Genomic DNA, 17233 nt, shown 5'->3' on the forward strand with positions numbered 1-17233 from the left:
CTTTTACTTAAGTTTTTGTTAAGGTGACTGTGTAACAATTTGAAAAAGTGGAGGGACTATAATGGAAAATATTTTACACGTTAGCCAGTTGAGTAAACGATTTGGCAAAAAGCAAGCCTTGTCAAACGTTGAATTCACGGTTGGCAAGGGCCGGATTGTGGGCTTAATTGGCCCTAATGGAGCCGGAAAGACGACAATTATGAAGGCCATCTTAGGTTTATTTTCATACGAAGAAGGCCAAATTAAGATTGATAATCGGGTTGTGTCAGAGACAAGTCACCAAGCGTTAGGTAAAGTGGGGGCCTTAATTGAATATCCAGCGATTTATCCGTATTTGACGGGTTTGCAACACTTACAATTAAATGCGACTGGTGCCGATGTTAATAAGCGGATTGCCCGTCTTGTTAAACAAATGAAGATGGATAGTTACATTAATCGTAAAGCCAAGAATTATTCATTAGGAATGAAACAAAAGCTAGGGATTGCCTTAGCACTAATTAATGACCCTGAATTGGTGATTTTAGATGAACCCATGAATGGATTAGATCCACAAGCAACCAAAGATTTACGGGATGTAATTATCAACAAAGCGGCTACTGGAACATCATTTTTAATCTCAAGTCATATTCTGAGTGAATTAGAAAAATTAGTTAGTGAAGTGGTCATTATTGATCATGGTCAAGTAATTAAACAAGCCACAGTGGCCAATCTCAATCACCAAGAAAATGATTTTATTGTCCTTAAAACTAGTGATGATACCCAGGCAAAAGTAGTCTTACATGAAGCGGGCATTCTCGTTGTAGACACGCCGGGAATTGTGTTTAATCAAACTGCAACTAGAACGCTGGCGGTAGTTATTAAAACCCTCGTCCAAGCGGGCATTGATATTTATGATGTTGTGCATCAAGGTGAAGATCTCGAAGCGGCATTATTATCAATTTTACACAATGAAACTAAGGAGGCCTAAGCATGTCGACATTATTACGCCAAGAAATTTTTAAATTACGTCATCAAAATATTGCCTGGATTACAATGCTGTTTAATATTTTAGTGATGACAATTTTTGCTGTTTTTGCCAAGCTGAAGCCGGAGTGGATTAGTGCAAAGGGCCAAATTATGAATGGTTTTAACAGTACGATGTTTTTAGCTTTCTTTTTAATTAGTGTCACGGCAACAATCTTTGCTTCGGAGTTTCAATATGGCACAATTAAAGCGTTGTTATATCGTAAGTACTATCGGGGGCAAGTGTTTGCTAGTAAGGTCTTAACGTTATTGCTATATTCAATTCTTAATTATATTCTTATTTTCGGCTATACATTACTTTTGAAGGTGGTTTTGTTCAACAACGTCAACTTAAGTGGTAAGGCTGGGACAACAACCGTCCTTGGTCACTTAGGATTATCGCTGGTTGGTGCCTTTGTTGGTATCTGGATGATTTTAGCATTAGTGCTATTAATTACTAATTTATTTAAAACGAGTGCCGCGGCCATTACAATTGGGATTTTGGGCTATTTTGCGGCTTCGTTATTGCAATTGGCCCAAGCGATTGCCATTGAGAAATGGACTTGGTTAAAATGGAATCCCCTTAACATGTTGAATGCCGGGGCGCAAATTAGCACTCCAGATCTTCATGAGATGACCCATTTTAGTACGCCAATGATTGTGACTGGTAGTGTTGTTTATACGTTGATTTTTCTAGCCTTAGCGTACGTTATTTTTAAAAAGCGCAATGTTTAATTAAGTTTAGGTGGTCGGACTAAATTAAAATGCCCCGATAGTTTATAATGAAGTTAGTAAAAAATAGGGGGCGTACGTATGAAGAAAGTACCAAGAATTCTGGCATATCTTGGCATAACGGTGTTATTGATTATTTCGTTAGGGTTGATTTTTAACCAACAAATTGCCAAGTTGGCACTGGAAACGTTTCATCCAAATGTGACAACCACATCCATTGCAGCGGCCCAAAAGAAGTCTGCAAGTTATGATTGGCGCAAAGTTAATAGCGTTTCATCAGCGCAAATTATCCAAGCCCGGTTCAAAACTGATGCGGCTAATTTTATTGGCTATGTTGCTGTGCCGGCCATGGGGATTTCGTTACCAATCTCAGCTGGGACCGGTGGTGATAACCTCGCCTTAGGAGCCGCTACAATTTTGCCAGATCAAAAAATGGGACAAGGCAACTATGTGCTAGCGAGTCACATGGTATATATTGGTAAGAATTTACTCTTCTCACCATTGTATTATCATAAAAATGATGGGGTTAAAGGGCAAAAAATTTATTTAACGGATTTAAAACACGTTTATGAATATACCACAACGGAGTATAAAGTCGTACCATCAACGGCGGTCCAAATTACTGACCCGGTCCCAGGTAAGCAAGTGATTACGTTGTTTACTTGTAACTATACGCATAATGATGGCCGGGTTGTTTTACGCGGTGAGTTAACGCAAACCACATCGTGGCATGATGCTAGTGGGACCGTTAAAGATTACTTCAAAGATCAAAATAACTCCGGTAATTAATACCGATTGAATATAGATAGTAAAAAGGCAGGGAGTGTTAATAACGCTTCGCTGTCTTTTTTAGCGGACAATAATTGCTGGTGGTTGACTTTACAATTACTTTACAAAGAATGGTGTCATGAAAAAATATCCTGGTAGGAGGCCTGATACAGCAGTATTTACACTTAAAGTAAATAAATAGTAACCGCTCTTAACATAAATTTTATAATCGATTTAATGGGTAAAGTAGTTTAAAATGTGACTAATATAGGATATTATTTATTTAAATTTTAAAAATTTGGTAATGGAGGACCAGCACATTTTAAAGCAAGTTAAAGTACGATATAGCTATTATTTAATCCTCGCATTGATTGTGAATGCGGTGAGTATTATTATCTTACCGCGGATATTAAATAGTTTCGATGTTCCGTTTCATATTAGCCGCGTTGTTGGGGCTTGGGGCGGTTGGAAAAGTGGTCAACTGATTCCATATGTTAATCCATGGGCCATTCATGGCATGGGATTAGGATCCAATTATTTTTATGGTACGTGGCAAGCCTTTTTATTAGCACCGTTATATGGCTTAACCCATTCGGTGGCCGTGACATTTACAATCTTTAATATTGTGGCCACCTTCGTAGCCGGAATATTGATGGATAAATTACTCCGGCAGTTTTTCCACGGGAATGCCATTATGGTTGCTAGTAGCTTTTACATGGCATCGCCCTTTATGTTACATAATTTGTTTGTAACACAAGACCAAGGCGCAATTCTAGGGATCGCATTATTACCAATGATTTTTATTGGGGTCTTTCGAATTTTAAAAGACCAAGACAATGGGATTGGGTACTTAGCCATTGGGAGTGCCTTACTGTTATCAAGCCACTTATTAAGTACCTTTTTAGCGATTTTAGCAGTTATTATTATTTTAATCTGGGCGTGGCGTGATATTAATTTACAAACTATTATGCGCTTTGTCAGTGCCGGCTTGTTAGCATTAGTAATTAGTGCTTTCTTCTGGTTACCGTTGCTAGAGCTTAAATCACTTGACCTCTATAATGCCTTTTTCAAAGATATCTATGTAATGGATCGAACGGCGGCCTTTTTAACTAAGTCCAATAGTTGGCAACCATATAGTATTTTAATTAAGGTGGTCAATGGCTTAGCTTTAATCGGGGCGGTGGGCTTGATTGTTAAGTGGCCGACCGTTAAGCAACGTACTGATCAGATGCAGTTTAGTTTGTTTAAAGTTAGTTTAGTAATTACCGCTGTGTTTGCCTTTTTAAGTTATGCGCCCCTTAATTGGCGTTACTTACCAAGTGTCTTCTATAACTTACAATTCCTCTGGCGCTTTATGTATATCGGTTATTTCTTTATGGCCTTTTTAATTGCGATTGCCATTGAAGTTTTTGTCCAAGAATACAGTAGTTTTAGTAACTTTAGTAGTCACAAGCGAATCTCAAAAACAGTCGTAGTAACTTTAGGAATTAGTTTAGTATTAGCATTAGGCCAAACATTCCAATATGCTCACTCAGTCCGGCATGCGGTGAAATTAGCTAATCAACCAGCGGCGATTGCTAATGGTTATAAGGCCTTTAACCCACATACTAAGAGTGATGCGTGGTATTTTGAATATGCTAGTACGGGGGTGTATTTACACCAAGGTATTATTAGTAACCCAGCAGTGATTTTAGAAAAACATAACGTCACAGCGACTAACATCAAAATGCACACATTAGACGCTAATCAGTTTATTAGTGCCGATGTGAATGTCAAGGCGGCTGATAACTATCTGGTCTTTAAAAAGATCTTCTATCCAGGGTATTATGTCCGGTTAGCAAGTGGTCAGCGGGTTAACTTGCCAGCAACGCATAATATTGATGGCTTGGTAGCTGTACGCTTACCTGCAAATTATAAAGGTCAGATTAACGTTGGTTTCCAAGTACCATTGTTATACGTTTGGATGTGGGCCATTTCATTATGTGGCTTAGTCTTGACAATTGTGACGATGTTACGTAAACGCGGCCAAGGTGGGCAATACGACCAAGTGCGGTATTAGCAAATATTAAAATCGGTTGATCAGATGATTAGCCGATTTTTTGATGCCCAAGAGCATTCAGTAGCTAATAATTAAAATTGTGTAAGCAAGCACTGATAAGAAGATGATAATTTAAGAAAATCTAAAGGATAGCTTTGATATACGGTAGTGTTTTAGTTATAATTTAAACAATATGGTTTCTCTTAATGCATAAGCGATACCGAAATAATAGGAGAGGAGCTTAAAATGGCACGAGCACAAAAAGGAATTTCTGCATATTCATTATTTATTGGATCATTTCTGAGTAACACCGGAATTAGTTTTATTTGGCCGCTAACCACGATTTACATGCATGACTACTTAGGTAAAAGTTTAACCGTGGCGGGGTTAGTGTTATTCATTAATTCATTATTCACCATGTTAGGAACAAATATCGGAGGTTATCTCTACGATAATTGGAGCCATTATTATACCGTTTTAATTGGGACGATTTTAGTAACTTTATCGAGTGCCATGCTGATTTTTAATCACCAATGGCCAAACTATGCGTTCTGGCTCATCCTCCTTGGTTTTGGGAATGGACTGATTGTGACCGCGGTTAATTCATTTGCAACAATGGTAGAAGGTAAAAGTCCGAGTTATGTGTACAACGTTTTATACTTTATGAGTAACTTAGGTTTAGTTGTTGGTACCTTGATGGTGGGCTTCTTATTACACTTAGGGATTAGCATCGTCTTTGGAGCAGCCACGGTCCTCTATGTTATCTTGTTGTTGATTGTGTTAGTCGCTTATCGTGGTCACGAGCAAGAAAGTAACATTGCGCGGAATTATACCGGTGGTGGTGAATACCTCGAACGGGCAAGTTTAGTCCGGATTATGACGTTATTGGCCTTATTAGCAATTATTTGGATCTTTTATGAACAATGGCAAAGTAATATTGCGACTTACATGGTTGCTAATCACTTTACGGTTAAAGATTACAGTTACATGTGGACGGTTAATGCCATCTTGATTGTCTTAATTCAACCAATTATGACTTACTTTGATGCCTTCTTATTACGGCACATCAACATGCGCTTATACGTTGGTTTCTTCCTCATTGGGGCTTCATTTTTAATCTTACCGTTTGCGCAACATACGTATGCCTTCTTTGTTGCTTCAATGGCTTTACTAACAATTGGGGAAATTGCTTGTTTACCAGCCGTAGCAACATTTGTGAATATGTTAGCGCCTGATTCGCAAAAAGGTAAATTTCAAGGGATGGTTGCCGGTGCCGGTGCCTTAGGTCGTGCGATTGGACCATTCTTTGGGGCCGTTATCATTGATTATGCAACTTATGATAAATTATTCTTAATATCAACGATTGTTATTTGGTTAGGTACGTTGATTTTCTTGGTCATTAACCAACGCTTACGGGTAAAAAAATAATTAAAATCATAAAAGTGTGCTAGAACGCTGTAAAGCAAGTTCTGGCATGCTTTTTCTTTGCCATTAACGCCATGAATTCAACGCCTAGTCTTGAGTAACGGTGGCAAAATCGCTATACTTATATACTATAAGTAAGTAAAATTTAATTACCAGTTTCATTAAGTTTTTATACATTTATTTTTACATATTCATGGTTATTTTGTATAAATATGCATATAGATAGAAATATGTTTGTTTTTATACAATTTAATTGGTAGACTAACAAATAACAATAAACGAAGAGGTGAATCGCGATGAGTGCAGTATTAGAGATTAAAAATTTAGAAAAGCATTTTGGTGACACAGCGGTAATTAAAGATATTACCGAAACGGTTAATAAAGGGGAAGTGATTGCAGTCTTAGGACCTTCTGGAGCTGGTAAATCAACTTTCTTGCGTGCTCTAAATATGTTAGAAGTGCCAACTGCCGGGGAAGTGATTTTTGACGGTCAAGATTTGACGAAATTAAATGATAAGCAACTTGATAATTTACGAATGAATATGGGGATGGTATTCCAATCATTTAACCTCTTCCCGAACATGAGTGTCCTTGAAAATATTAAATTAGCCCCAATGAAAATCAAAAAGGTTAGTAACGAAGAAGCCACGAAGGTTGGTCAGGAATTATTAGCCAAAGTTGGGTTAGCTGATAAAGCCGACGTCTTCCCAAGTAGTTTGTCTGGTGGACAACAACAACGGGTTGCGATTGCCCGGGCATTAGCGATGAAACCAGAAGTGATGCTTTTTGATGAACCAACATCAGCCTTGGATCCAGAAATGGTTGGTGAAGTATTGAAAGTAATGCAAGATTTGGCTGACGAAGGGATGACAATGGTTGTCGTAACCCATGAAATGGGCTTTGCCCGTGAAGTAGCCACTAAGGTATGGTTTATGGCCGATGGCTTTATTCAAGAAAAAACGACCCCAGAAGACTTCTTTGCGGCTCCTAAGACAGAACGGGCGCAAGACTTCTTAGCTAAGATTCTATAATTAAGCAGTAATATAATTACTGCACCAAGAGCTGATGATATACATTAAAACGCTAGGAACATTATTTCTGGCGCTTTTTTGTGTTGTTTTTAAAAACGTTTAACGCTGAATAAAATAGTTGGCTAATACAATTTAAGCTGCGTTGACTACTAAATTGGTCTGGAATCAGCGAACTTTTTTTATCGAACTAAGTTAAATTTCTTCCTCCATTTCGTTGGTTATTTACGTAATAAATGTGTTTTAAAATTTATTTGCTAGTACCAATATTAAGTAATATTAAGGTTTTGTCAATTGGGTATGTTGGTATACCAATTACAAAATTCCATTGACCTTTTACTAACAACCGCCTACACTGAAGGCGAAATTGAACAGGAGTTCAATGCGATGTTATAAAAATGGGGGCCGATATGAAAAAACAAACTTTGCATAATATTGTGACAACATTTAAAACCCAATTTGCGAGCGAACCGACGGATATGTTCTTTTCGCCGGGGCGGGTTAATTTAATTGGTGAACATACAGATTATAACGGCGGGCATGTTTTTCCAATTACGCTAACGTTGGGGACGTATGGCGTGGCCAAACGCCGTGATGATCAGCTAGTCCGGTTATATTCGGTAAATTTTCCGGAATTAGGGGTGATTAGTTTTGCTGTTGATGATTTCAGTAAAATGCCGGCACATAACTGGGTGAATTTCATCAAGGGAGTCTTAAAAGCGTTAGCTGACTTAGGCTATGTCATTGATCAGGGCTTTGAATTAGTGATTGAAGGGGACATTCCAATTGCATCTGGCCTATCATCATCAGCTTCCTTAGAGCTATTAATCGGGGTCGTGATTCAAAAATTATTTGGCTTAAAAATCCCGCGGTTACAGTTAGTTATGGCAGGACATCAAGCGGAAAATGATTTTATCGGGGTCAAAACAGGTTTGATGGATCAATTTTCGGTAGGGTTTGGTGCGCCAAATACCGCCATCTTTCTTGATACAAATACTTTGGGCTATCGCTTAGTCCCGGTTATTTTACGTAATTTTGAAATTATTATTATGAATACCAATAAACCCCGGAGCTTGGTGACATCAAAATATAATGAACGGGTTAATGAAACGCAACAAGCCTTAACGGCCCTCCAAACTGAGTTGCCGATTAAGAGTTTAGGCGATATTGATGCAGTAACGTTTGAAGCGCATCAACAGTTAATTAAAGATTCGACGCTTTTAAAACGGGCGCGCCATGCGGTTAGTGAAAATCAACGGACAATTGAAGCCGTCAAAGAACTAACACATGGTGACTTAGTGGCATTTGGGGCGTTGTTGAATGCATCGCATGCATCATTACGCGATGACTATGATGTTACTGGGATTGAATTAGATACGTTAGTGACTGCCGCGCAAGCTTTTCCGGGTGTTTTAGGCGCCCGAATGACTGGGGCGGGCTTTGGGGGCTGTGCGATTGCTTTGGTACCACAACAAAGTCGTTCTCGGTTTCAAGAACAAGTAGGCGCCCGGTTTCACGAAGTTTTGGGATATGATGCGAGCTTTTTTGCGGTCCAAATTGGCCCGGGGGCTCAATGGATTGGGGCGGTTAAAACGTTGTAAAGACGAGTTGTTGGCTAATACAATTTAAATTCAACAAGGAGGATGCATGGTGAATAAACAAATGATGCAACGAATGGGGTATGCCTTAGGTGCGTTTGGCCATGATACTTACTATGTGGCTTTGAATACGTATTTTATGATTTTTGTGACGAGTGTCATGTTTGCTGGGAGTGGTAAAAATATGGCCACGTTAATTGGCTTAGTAACTACACTAGTCGTGACGGTGCGGTTGGTGGAAATTATTTTTGATCCTTTAATTGGAAGTGTTATTGATAACACTGAGAGTCGGTATGGTAAGTTTAAACCATGGCTCGTTGGGGGCGGGCTCGTTTCGGGCGCCTTATTAATCGTTATTTTTACGAATATGTTTGGCTTGGCCTTAAAAAATGAAACGCTCTTTATCACCTTGTTTACGATTGGCTTTATTATTTTGGATTCATTTTATTCATTTAAAGATATTGCCTTTTGGTCGATGATTCCGGCTTTGAGTACAGATACAAAAGAGCGTGAGAAGTTGGGGACCTTTGCCCGCTTTGGTTCATCGCTTGGGGCGAATGGGACAACGATGTTGGTAGTACCAATAACGACAACCATCACGTTGTGGCTGACCGGTAAAAATGAGCAAGGGGCCGTTGGTTGGTTTTGGTTTGCCGTGATTGTCGCGGTTATTTCGGCAGGCACAGCGATTATTACGGCGCTGACCACCCATGAAAATATGTCAATTATTCGGCAACAAACGCAAAAAGCACAACTGCGCGATATTTTTAAAGCGTTAGCAAAAAATGATCAATTACTGTGGCTTGGCTTATCGTATATTGCCTATGCGATTGCTAATGTGGCAACGACAGGGGTATTGTTATTATTTTACAAATTTGTCTTAGGACGGGCGGATTTATTCGTCGTTGTTGGTGTCATTGCAACTGTGACCGGTCTCATTGCCGTACCATTATTTCCAGTGCTCACCAAAATAATGTCACGCCGGTTAATTTATTTAGGCGGCTTGGTCTTAAACTTAGTCGCCTATGGCTTGTTTATGTTTGCGCATAGCAACTTAATGTTAGTACAAATTGCGACGGTGTGTTTTTATTTTCCGCAACAATTAATTTTCTTATCAGCACTACTGACAATTACCGATTCGGTTGAATATGGTCAACTTAAAAACGGCGTCCGTAATGAGGCCGTAACCCTCTCAATCCGGCCGTTGTTAGATAAAATTGCGGGAGCCTTATCTAATGGCATTGTAGGCTTTATTGCCGTAGCGGCTGGAATGAGTGGGACCGCTACGTATCATGATATTACGGCTGCTAACGTCGGGACATTTACGGTCTTTGCCTTCGCCTTACCAGCTATCTTAATGGTTTTTGCGGGCGTTATTTTTGCTTGGAAAGTGCGCCTTTTTGAAGCGCAACATGCCCAAATTGTGCAGCAATTGGAATTACAGTTACACCAGCAACAAACAACCACCGAAAAGGAAGTGTAATGAATTTAACAGTCACATGTATCGGGATGCTTGCGACGCACCGGGTGTTGCGGTTTGAACTTGAAAATCAACATCAGATGCGTTTGGCAGTCTTAAATTATGGTGGTCTAATGGAAGAAATGTCCGTCCTAGAACATAAGGGTAATTTACTGCTGACACCACCGGAATTGCCACAATTAATTAAACAAAAGGGCTATGCTAATCACTTGATTGGCCGCGTTGCTGGGGTTATTGAAAATAGTTGCTTCATGACGGCTGACAGGTGGTGGAATTTACCGACTAACTATTATCAACATACATTAAATGGTGGCCCCAATGGTTTTGACCATCAATTCTTTGATGTTGAACCACAGCCTGAATTGGGAATGCTGACGTTACATTATTGGGCCACCGAGCGGACCGATGGGTTTCCTGGCAATGTGGTAGTTAGTATCAGTTATCAACTAACCGCCGATGATTGTGTCCATGTAACTTTTAAAGCGCAACAACTTGAACGGGACGGGATTTTTGATCCAACGTTAAAAACGGTTTTTGCAGTTGCGTCGGCGGCTACTGCTGATTTGTTAAGACCGCAAGTACTAGTTAATGGACACCAACGGCTTGTAATTGATGAGGTGGGTATTGCTAAGGGGCTCGTTGTGGATGAAGTGACGAAGGGGCCACAACTGGGGCATCAAATTAATATACCCGTGGTCGGCCACAGTGCGACCTACATTGTGCCAGCAGACTTAACTCAATTGGCCGCGCAAATTACGGACCCAGTAAGCCAACATCAAATCCAAATCTTTTCTAACCGGCCGGGTTTGTATGTAGCAAGTTCCCGTCAAACAGGTACTGAACAACAAGGCATCAATGGGCTAACTATCATGGCCCAAAGTTTACCAAATAGCGTTAACATTCCTGAGTTTGGATCTATTTCAATTGCAGTTAATGCAACAAAACGCTATGATATTATTTATGAATACATTAAAATTAATTAACATAACAATATCTTATTAAAGTGAAAGCGACCTGTTTAGTCGGTTTCATTTTTTTAAATTTCGATTAGCTAAGAAAGTGAGGGACGGTATGGCTAGTATGCGAGAAGTTGCGCGACAGGCCGGTGTGTCAGTCGGTATTGTGTCGCGTGTTTTTAATCAAGATCCAACCTTAAAAATCACGATGGCCACGCGGCAACGGGTGTTAGGGGCCGCCCAAAGCCTAGGTTATCGGCATCGTCCACGCGGACAGCAAAAGGCCGCTAGCAGCGGTAAAGCCAAACCAATGTATATTGCAGTAATTACCAGTTATGAACGGCGCCATGAAGTGTCCGATCCGTATTTTCTAGCGTTGCGGAATGGCTTAGATGAAGGGGCGCAAGCATTACGCATCCATTTGGATTATTTGTTTACCTTACATTCACCTAACAAGCAATGGGATGCCTTAGTGCGCTATGATGCGGTGATCTTGATTGGAACGTTTGCTGATAAGTTGCTAAATACAATAAGTACATATAATAAACATTTAGTTGTAATTGATGATAATCGGGAATTACCTGATTATGATGTCGTGTGCAATGATTTTGCGTTTCAGACCCGCCATTTATTAGATCACCTCTATCAATTAGGGCATCGTAAAATTGCTTTTATAGGTGTTCAAAATCCGTTGTATGACGCAAATGGTGCTGTCAGTGAATGGATTACTGATGTGCGCCAGCAAGCATACGAAGACTGGATGCAGCAAAAGGGCCTTCACCAACCGGCGTATTCTGAGATTTTGGCAACGTGGGAAATTCAGGCTGTCATTACGGGGGGCCAACGCTTAATGACATTACCAACCCCACCGACAGCCATTATTACAAGTTCTGATCCGATTGCGATTATCTTATATAATATGTTGCATGAAAATGGTTGGCAAATTCCTGAGCAAGTTAGTGTCGTGAGTTTTGATGATATTGAATATAGTCGGTTCTTAATTCCAAGCTTAACGACGATTCATCCAGCAACAACGACCATGGGGAAAATGGCATTACGGTTACTACTAGAACAAATTAATGATAAACGGACCCCTGGAATTACTGTCGAAGTAACTTCACAGCTAATTGAGCGTCAAAGCGTCCAGAAGCTTAACTAATTGTAATGAAAAGAGTTTTTTAAATGGCTACAATTCGCGATGTTGCCCGTGAAGCTGGATTATCACCAGCTACTGTTTCACGGGTGTTAAATGAAGATACGACCTTTAAAGTCGCTGATTTGACCCGGCAACGGGTACTCGCCGCCGCTAGTAAGTTAAATTATTCCCGACGGCCCAAAAATACATCAGTCAATAAGCGGCAACGGGTGAACAGTAGCACGATTGGGGTAATCACAACGTATAACGAATTACGAGAAATTGATGACCCATATTTTTTGGGAATCCGTAACGGGTTAAACCAAGGGGCCGCCTTAAAGCAACGTAAACTTGAATTTCTCTTTTCACTGCATGATGTCAAACCTAATTGGGCACTTGTGAAGCAATGTGGGGCCATTATTGTGATTGGTTGTATCGATGACCAGTTACGGGACTACTTATTACAAGTTAACCCACACTTAATTGTCGTCGATGAGCACAGTCCAGGCCAAGGGTATGATACGGTCTATAATGATTTTAATGACCAAATTGGCCATATATTAGATTATTTGTACCAGCAAGGCTATCAAGAAATTGGCTTTGTTGGGGCCCAGATGCCCCTATATAATCGGACCGGGGCTATTAGTCAATATATTGATGATGTCAGGTATACGGGGTATCTTGCATGGATGGCACAGCACAACTTAATGTTGCCACATGCGCCGATTATTTTAAATGATTGGGATACGCAAGCGACCATTGAAGCTTTAGATAAGATGCTAGCGTATGGTGAGCAATTACCGAGGGCGCTAATTGCCGCATCTGATCCAATTGCCCTTGGGATTTATCATGTTTGTCAGGCACATAATATTGCGATTCCAGCGCAAACGGCAGTAGTTAGTTTTGATGATATTGACGTAACCCGGTTTTTAGTACCGACGTTAACAACGGTGCATTTAAATACCGAAATGATGGGTCAAGTAGCTGTTAATTTAGCTGATTTACACTTACAAGGCCTAGCAGAGATGCCGCTACGGGTGAAAGTACCATCACAAATCATTAAACGTGATAGCGTAGGGCGTTATCCCAAGAAGAATAACCAGTAACGAATCTGGTGGCTATGATTCTTAATGTATTTAAATTAATCAATGAATGTTACATATGTGTAATATGATTATGTTAAAATGCTTAGATTGTGAAATCTTTTTTAACAAAATAAATATTGGGAAAAGTATAATGCGTTTAAAATATTGGATTACAGCTTGTGCCGTGATTGTTGGTGCGGGAGCTTTTATAGTAAATATCAGTGAGGACAAAGAAGCAAGTCTCGCTAGTCCGGTTATACGGACCGCTAAGCCACAATTAGCATCACCAGTGGCCAATCCGAAAGCCGAATATCCAGTAATAACAGATATTCCTGATTTAACGGCCACTAGTGCGGCAATTTATGATCTTAATGCACATCAGTTTATCTACACTAAAAACGTGCATACGCAACAATTCAGTGCCTCAACATCAAAATTAATGGCGATGTATGTCATTTACAAACGCATGCAGGCTGACCCAAGTTTGCACTGGTCAGATATAGTTAAGATTACTAATCCGGCGATTGTTAAAATGAGTCAGACACCAGGATTAGGTGAAATTCCGCTCAGCTTAGATAAAGGGTATACAGCACAAGCATTAGCAGCTAATGCGATGGTTGTGTCATCCAATGAAAGTATTACCGCCCTTGGTATCTGGGCCTTTGGATCAAATGACGCCATGGTCAATGCCATGAATGCGGCTGCTAACGATCTACAACTGCATCAGACGCATTTTTATTCCGTTTCAGGGCTGGATGTTGACGATGTGACACCATATGGTTTTCATTTAAAAAATGCACCTAAAAACGGCCGCAATACGTCATCTGCATATGACTTGACGATGTTGAGCCAAGCATTACTCACCCAATTCCCACAAATCTTACAATTAACGGAACTCCCTGATGTGACTGTCGATGATGTGGTTCACCAATCAACGGACCGCTATCTAAAGGGCTTGGAGTTTTTTGATCCGAAACATGGCATTGATGGTTTAAAGACCGGAACAACACCCGCCGCCGGCCAAGTTTTTGTTGGTACAAGTAGTCTTCCAGGGAAACATCGGATGATTACGGTTGTAATGCACTCGGATAATCGCTTTAATGATACTAATAAGTTACTAGCTGCAATCCAACGTTAAGCTAGTTGCGTGATGTGAAATAACTAAAAGGGTTCGGAAAATGAATTTTCCGGACCCTTTTTTGGTAGCATATTTAAATTTTATTAATCATTGGTTAAATGTCGCGCTAGTTAATTTTTACAACTTTGGCATAAAATATACTAAAGTGAGGATTAAAATGGCTGTACGGTGATTTTAAGGGGGTATCCAAGTTAATGGTAAATAAAAAACTCGTAAGCAGATGCTTACGAGTTTTCGGTATTAATTATTTAATACCTTCCATCTTACGAACAGCCCATGGGCTTAAGAAAGCAACGATGATGGCAAGTACAATTGCTAAGGCTCCAAGGAAACCAAAGTAAGTTGATTTTGACCAAATGTCGTATAAACGAACTAATTGGGCGTTAACCGCTTGCGCAGTAGCACTAGTTAACAACCAAAGTGAAAGCATTTGTGCTTCAAAGGCCTTTGGTGCAAGCTTAACAGAAACTGATGAACCAGTAGGTGATAAGCAAAGTTCACCGATAACACAAATAGCAAAGCTAATGATAATCCAAAATGGGTTAATCAAAGTCTTACTAGTCATACCCATTGTTGGGATAACCATAATTAAGAATGAAACACCGGCAAGGAAAAGACCAATAGCGAACTTGATTGGTGTTGAAGGTCCTTTTTTACCTAACTTAGTCCAGATACCTGAAATAATTGGGGCAAAGATAACAATCAACAATGGGTTAACTGATTGGAAGAAAGCAGCAGGGATAGTGTAGTGAAAACCGATGATGCCACTTAAGTTACGTTGAGTATTTGTATCAACGAAGGCTCCCAAGATTGATGAACCTTGTTCTTGGATTGACCAGAACATAACCGCACCTAAGAACATTGGGATGTATGCAAGTAAACGTGATTTTTCAACTTTGTCAGTTTTCTTACTCTTGTACATTGTTGAGAAGTAAGCGATTGGTAAGACAACCCCAAGAACTGTCACAAAGATTGAGAAGTTGTTGAAAGTTAAAGTACCAGTTAAGTGTGTAATGACAAGAATGGCAATTATAGCAGCAACTCCAAGAACCAAGCTAACCTTGAAGCGTTTGAATTCTTCAGGTGAAAATGGGTTTGGAACATCTTTACCAACTAAACCGAGGCTCTTTTTATTGAAAATAACGTAAACCATCAAGGCGATGAACATCCCAACGGCTGCGGCACCAAAACCGGCGTGGTAGTTAAATGATGATTGTAAAGTTCCGACGATAAATGGTGCTACGAAAGCTCCCATGTTAACAGACATGTAGAAGATAACGAAACCGCTATCCATCCGAGGGTCTTTTTTATCGTATAAACCACCAACCACAGCTGAAATGTTGGGCTTCAACATCCCAGTACCAACAATGATTAATAACATTGAAAGTAAGAAGCTAGTACGACCACCAACAGGACTTGACAAGGCGATGTGACCGAACATAATAAGCACGGCCCCAATGAGCATTGCCGCCCGAGAACCAACTAACCGGTCAGCAACCCAACCACCAACGATACAAGTCATAAAGATCAAAGCACCGTAAAGTGACATAAGTGATTGGGCAACAGTTTGGCTAAATCCTAAACCACCATGACTAACACTGTCATATAGGAAGTAAAGTAGGATTGCCCGCATTCCGTAGTAACTAAAACGTTCCCAGAATTCCATAAAGAATTGAACTCCAAGTCCACGGGGATGTCCGAAGAACCCCTTCTGAGGAACGCTTTCAAGCATTTCTTCGCGAGAATATTGCATAGATAAATCTCCTTTTGTTGCAAAAATCGAAATTGATGCAGATGTGTTTCGTTTTAATAGAGCAAATAAATATTAAAATGAATATCACTATTCTATAATAATCCACCGTATTAAGTCAATTTTAATATAAATATTTTTATTTTAATAATTGGCTAATTTGGCAAGATACGAAAAGAATCTAATTATTAAAATTAAGTTTTGAAAGCCTTTTAAATGTTGGTATATCAACGTTTTTAGGATGATGAAAATTCTTATGAAATTGGTTGGGAATAATTTTTGAAAAAGTTGAATTTTAATTTAATATTCATCGTAATTTCGAATAGAAACGTGAAATTTGCGCCAAAAATAAAAGCAGCCCACCTTAAATGAGAAAGGTGAGCTGATAATTAATTAATTTTTAGGTAATTGGACGTAAGAAGATGTCGTATTGGCGACTATTGGGGTACTTGTAGCTGAATCGTTTTTACTATTCTTCCGAATTTGATTAGCTAACAAACCACCGCCAGCCACAATAAAGGCCGTCAATAAGAGGTATTGAATGGTGTTAAGCACAATCGTCCATAAGGCGTGTTTCCGGGTATTGGCTAACCGTGTTTGTTGGGCCTTAGCAGTAGCAAGGTCGGTGGCATAGACCGAAGTTGTGCGATTACCAGCTTGGACGACGGATACTTCATATAAAGTGATCGTTTGACCGACGTTTAAAGCCGGGTTACGTTCAGTGACGGCAAATTTTGAACCTTTTCCGGTTCTAATTTCCGTTTTGGTTGGTGCACTTTCAATATGAATGCGTTCTTTTTTACCAGTTGGTAACGAAACATGATAAAAGACGGGTGCTTTATCATTTTTCATTAATTGACCATCACGGTAAGTCCCGAGGATTTTGACTTCGGTAGTTTGGTAAATGTTCACGTGTTCTTTATTCGTATCATTAAAGGAAATAACACTATTTAAAATGATAAAGAAAGCAAATAATGCCCAGACCCCAATAAACTCTTTGTAATATTTTTTGAGCGTTTCCCAGAAACTATCATTGAGGTACTTATTGAGGGTGAAGTGGGGTAATGTGAGATATTTGATGAGTTGGTTCCTCCAATC

General features: G+C 39.7%; 14 protein-coding genes. 12 read left to right on the forward strand and 2 right to left on the reverse strand.

What is annotated here, in order from left to right; all coding sequences use genetic code 11:
• The first annotated feature begins 61 nt into the window (after positions 1–61).
• From LQZ75_RS00775 to LQZ75_RS00830, 12 genes are all read left to right on the forward strand, one after another.
• Positions 62–967: an ABC transporter ATP-binding protein gene (locus LQZ75_RS00775; protein ID WP_230095936.1), complete on the forward strand. Its 906-nt coding sequence runs from the start codon at positions 62–64 to the stop codon at positions 965–967.
• 2 nt (positions 968–969) lie between these two features.
• Complete coding sequence (locus LQZ75_RS00780) at positions 970–1737, forward strand: DUF2705 family protein (RefSeq protein WP_230095937.1); 768 nt, start codon at positions 970–972, stop codon at positions 1735–1737.
• Between the two features lie 78 nt (positions 1738–1815).
• Positions 1816–2523: a class A sortase gene (locus LQZ75_RS00785; protein ID WP_230095938.1), complete on the forward strand. Its 708-nt coding sequence runs from the start codon at positions 1816–1818 to the stop codon at positions 2521–2523.
• A 283-nt stretch (positions 2524–2806) separates the two neighbouring features.
• Positions 2807–4561: a YfhO family protein gene (locus tag LQZ75_RS00790; RefSeq protein WP_230095939.1), complete on the forward strand. Its 1755-nt coding sequence runs from the start codon at positions 2807–2809 to the stop codon at positions 4559–4561.
• 225 nt (positions 4562–4786) lie between these two features.
• Positions 4787–5968, forward strand: a complete 1182-nt coding sequence (locus LQZ75_RS00795) for an MFS transporter (protein WP_230095940.1) — start codon at positions 4787–4789, stop codon at positions 5966–5968.
• A 293-nt stretch (positions 5969–6261) separates the two neighbouring features.
• Positions 6262–6996 (forward strand): amino acid ABC transporter ATP-binding protein, encoded by a 735-nt coding sequence (locus tag LQZ75_RS00800; RefSeq protein WP_230095941.1) that lies wholly within the window; start codon positions 6262–6264, stop codon positions 6994–6996.
• Positions 6997–7403: 407 nt separating this feature from the next.
• Entirely contained in the window at positions 7404–8594 is a 1191-nt protein-coding gene (locus LQZ75_RS00805) for a galactokinase (RefSeq protein ID WP_230095942.1), read from the forward strand.
• Between the two features lie 49 nt (positions 8595–8643).
• Positions 8644–10074: a glycoside-pentoside-hexuronide (GPH):cation symporter gene (locus LQZ75_RS00810; RefSeq protein ID WP_230096364.1), complete on the forward strand. Its 1431-nt coding sequence runs from the start codon at positions 8644–8646 to the stop codon at positions 10072–10074.
• Positions 10074–11054, forward strand: a complete 981-nt coding sequence (locus tag LQZ75_RS00815; RefSeq protein WP_230095943.1) for an aldose epimerase family protein — start codon at positions 10074–10076, stop codon at positions 11052–11054. The genes LQZ75_RS00810 and LQZ75_RS00815 overlap by 1 nt, the downstream gene beginning before the upstream one ends.
• An 88-nt stretch (positions 11055–11142) precedes the next feature.
• Positions 11143–12186: a LacI family DNA-binding transcriptional regulator gene (locus LQZ75_RS00820; protein ID WP_230095944.1), complete on the forward strand. Its 1044-nt coding sequence runs from the start codon at positions 11143–11145 to the stop codon at positions 12184–12186.
• 23 nt (positions 12187–12209) lie between these two features.
• On the forward strand, positions 12210–13268 hold the full coding sequence (locus tag LQZ75_RS00825; RefSeq protein WP_230095945.1) for a LacI family DNA-binding transcriptional regulator: 1059 nt from the start codon (positions 12210–12212) through the stop codon (positions 13266–13268).
• Between the two features lie 130 nt (positions 13269–13398).
• Positions 13399–14385, forward strand: coding sequence for a D-alanyl-D-alanine carboxypeptidase family protein (locus tag LQZ75_RS00830; protein ID WP_230095946.1), 987 nt, complete (start codon positions 13399–13401; stop codon positions 14383–14385).
• 244 nt (positions 14386–14629) lie between these two features.
• On the opposite strand, the gene LQZ75_RS00835 is transcribed toward LQZ75_RS00830, so the two are convergent.
• Both LQZ75_RS00835 and LQZ75_RS00840 read right to left on the reverse strand, forming a co-directional pair.
• On the reverse strand, positions 14630–16138 hold the full coding sequence (locus LQZ75_RS00835) for a peptide MFS transporter (RefSeq protein WP_230095947.1): 1509 nt from the start codon (positions 16136–16138) through the stop codon (positions 14630–14632).
• A gap of 390 nt (positions 16139–16528) precedes the next feature.
• Positions 16529–17047, reverse strand: a complete 519-nt coding sequence (locus tag LQZ75_RS00840; RefSeq protein WP_230095948.1) for a hypothetical protein — start codon at positions 17045–17047, stop codon at positions 16529–16531.
• Positions 17048–17233: the final 186 nt, after the last annotated feature.

The organism is Periweissella fabaria, assembly GCF_918814575.1.
Classification (GTDB): Bacteria; Bacillota; Bacilli; order Lactobacillales; family Lactobacillaceae; genus Periweissella; species Periweissella fabaria.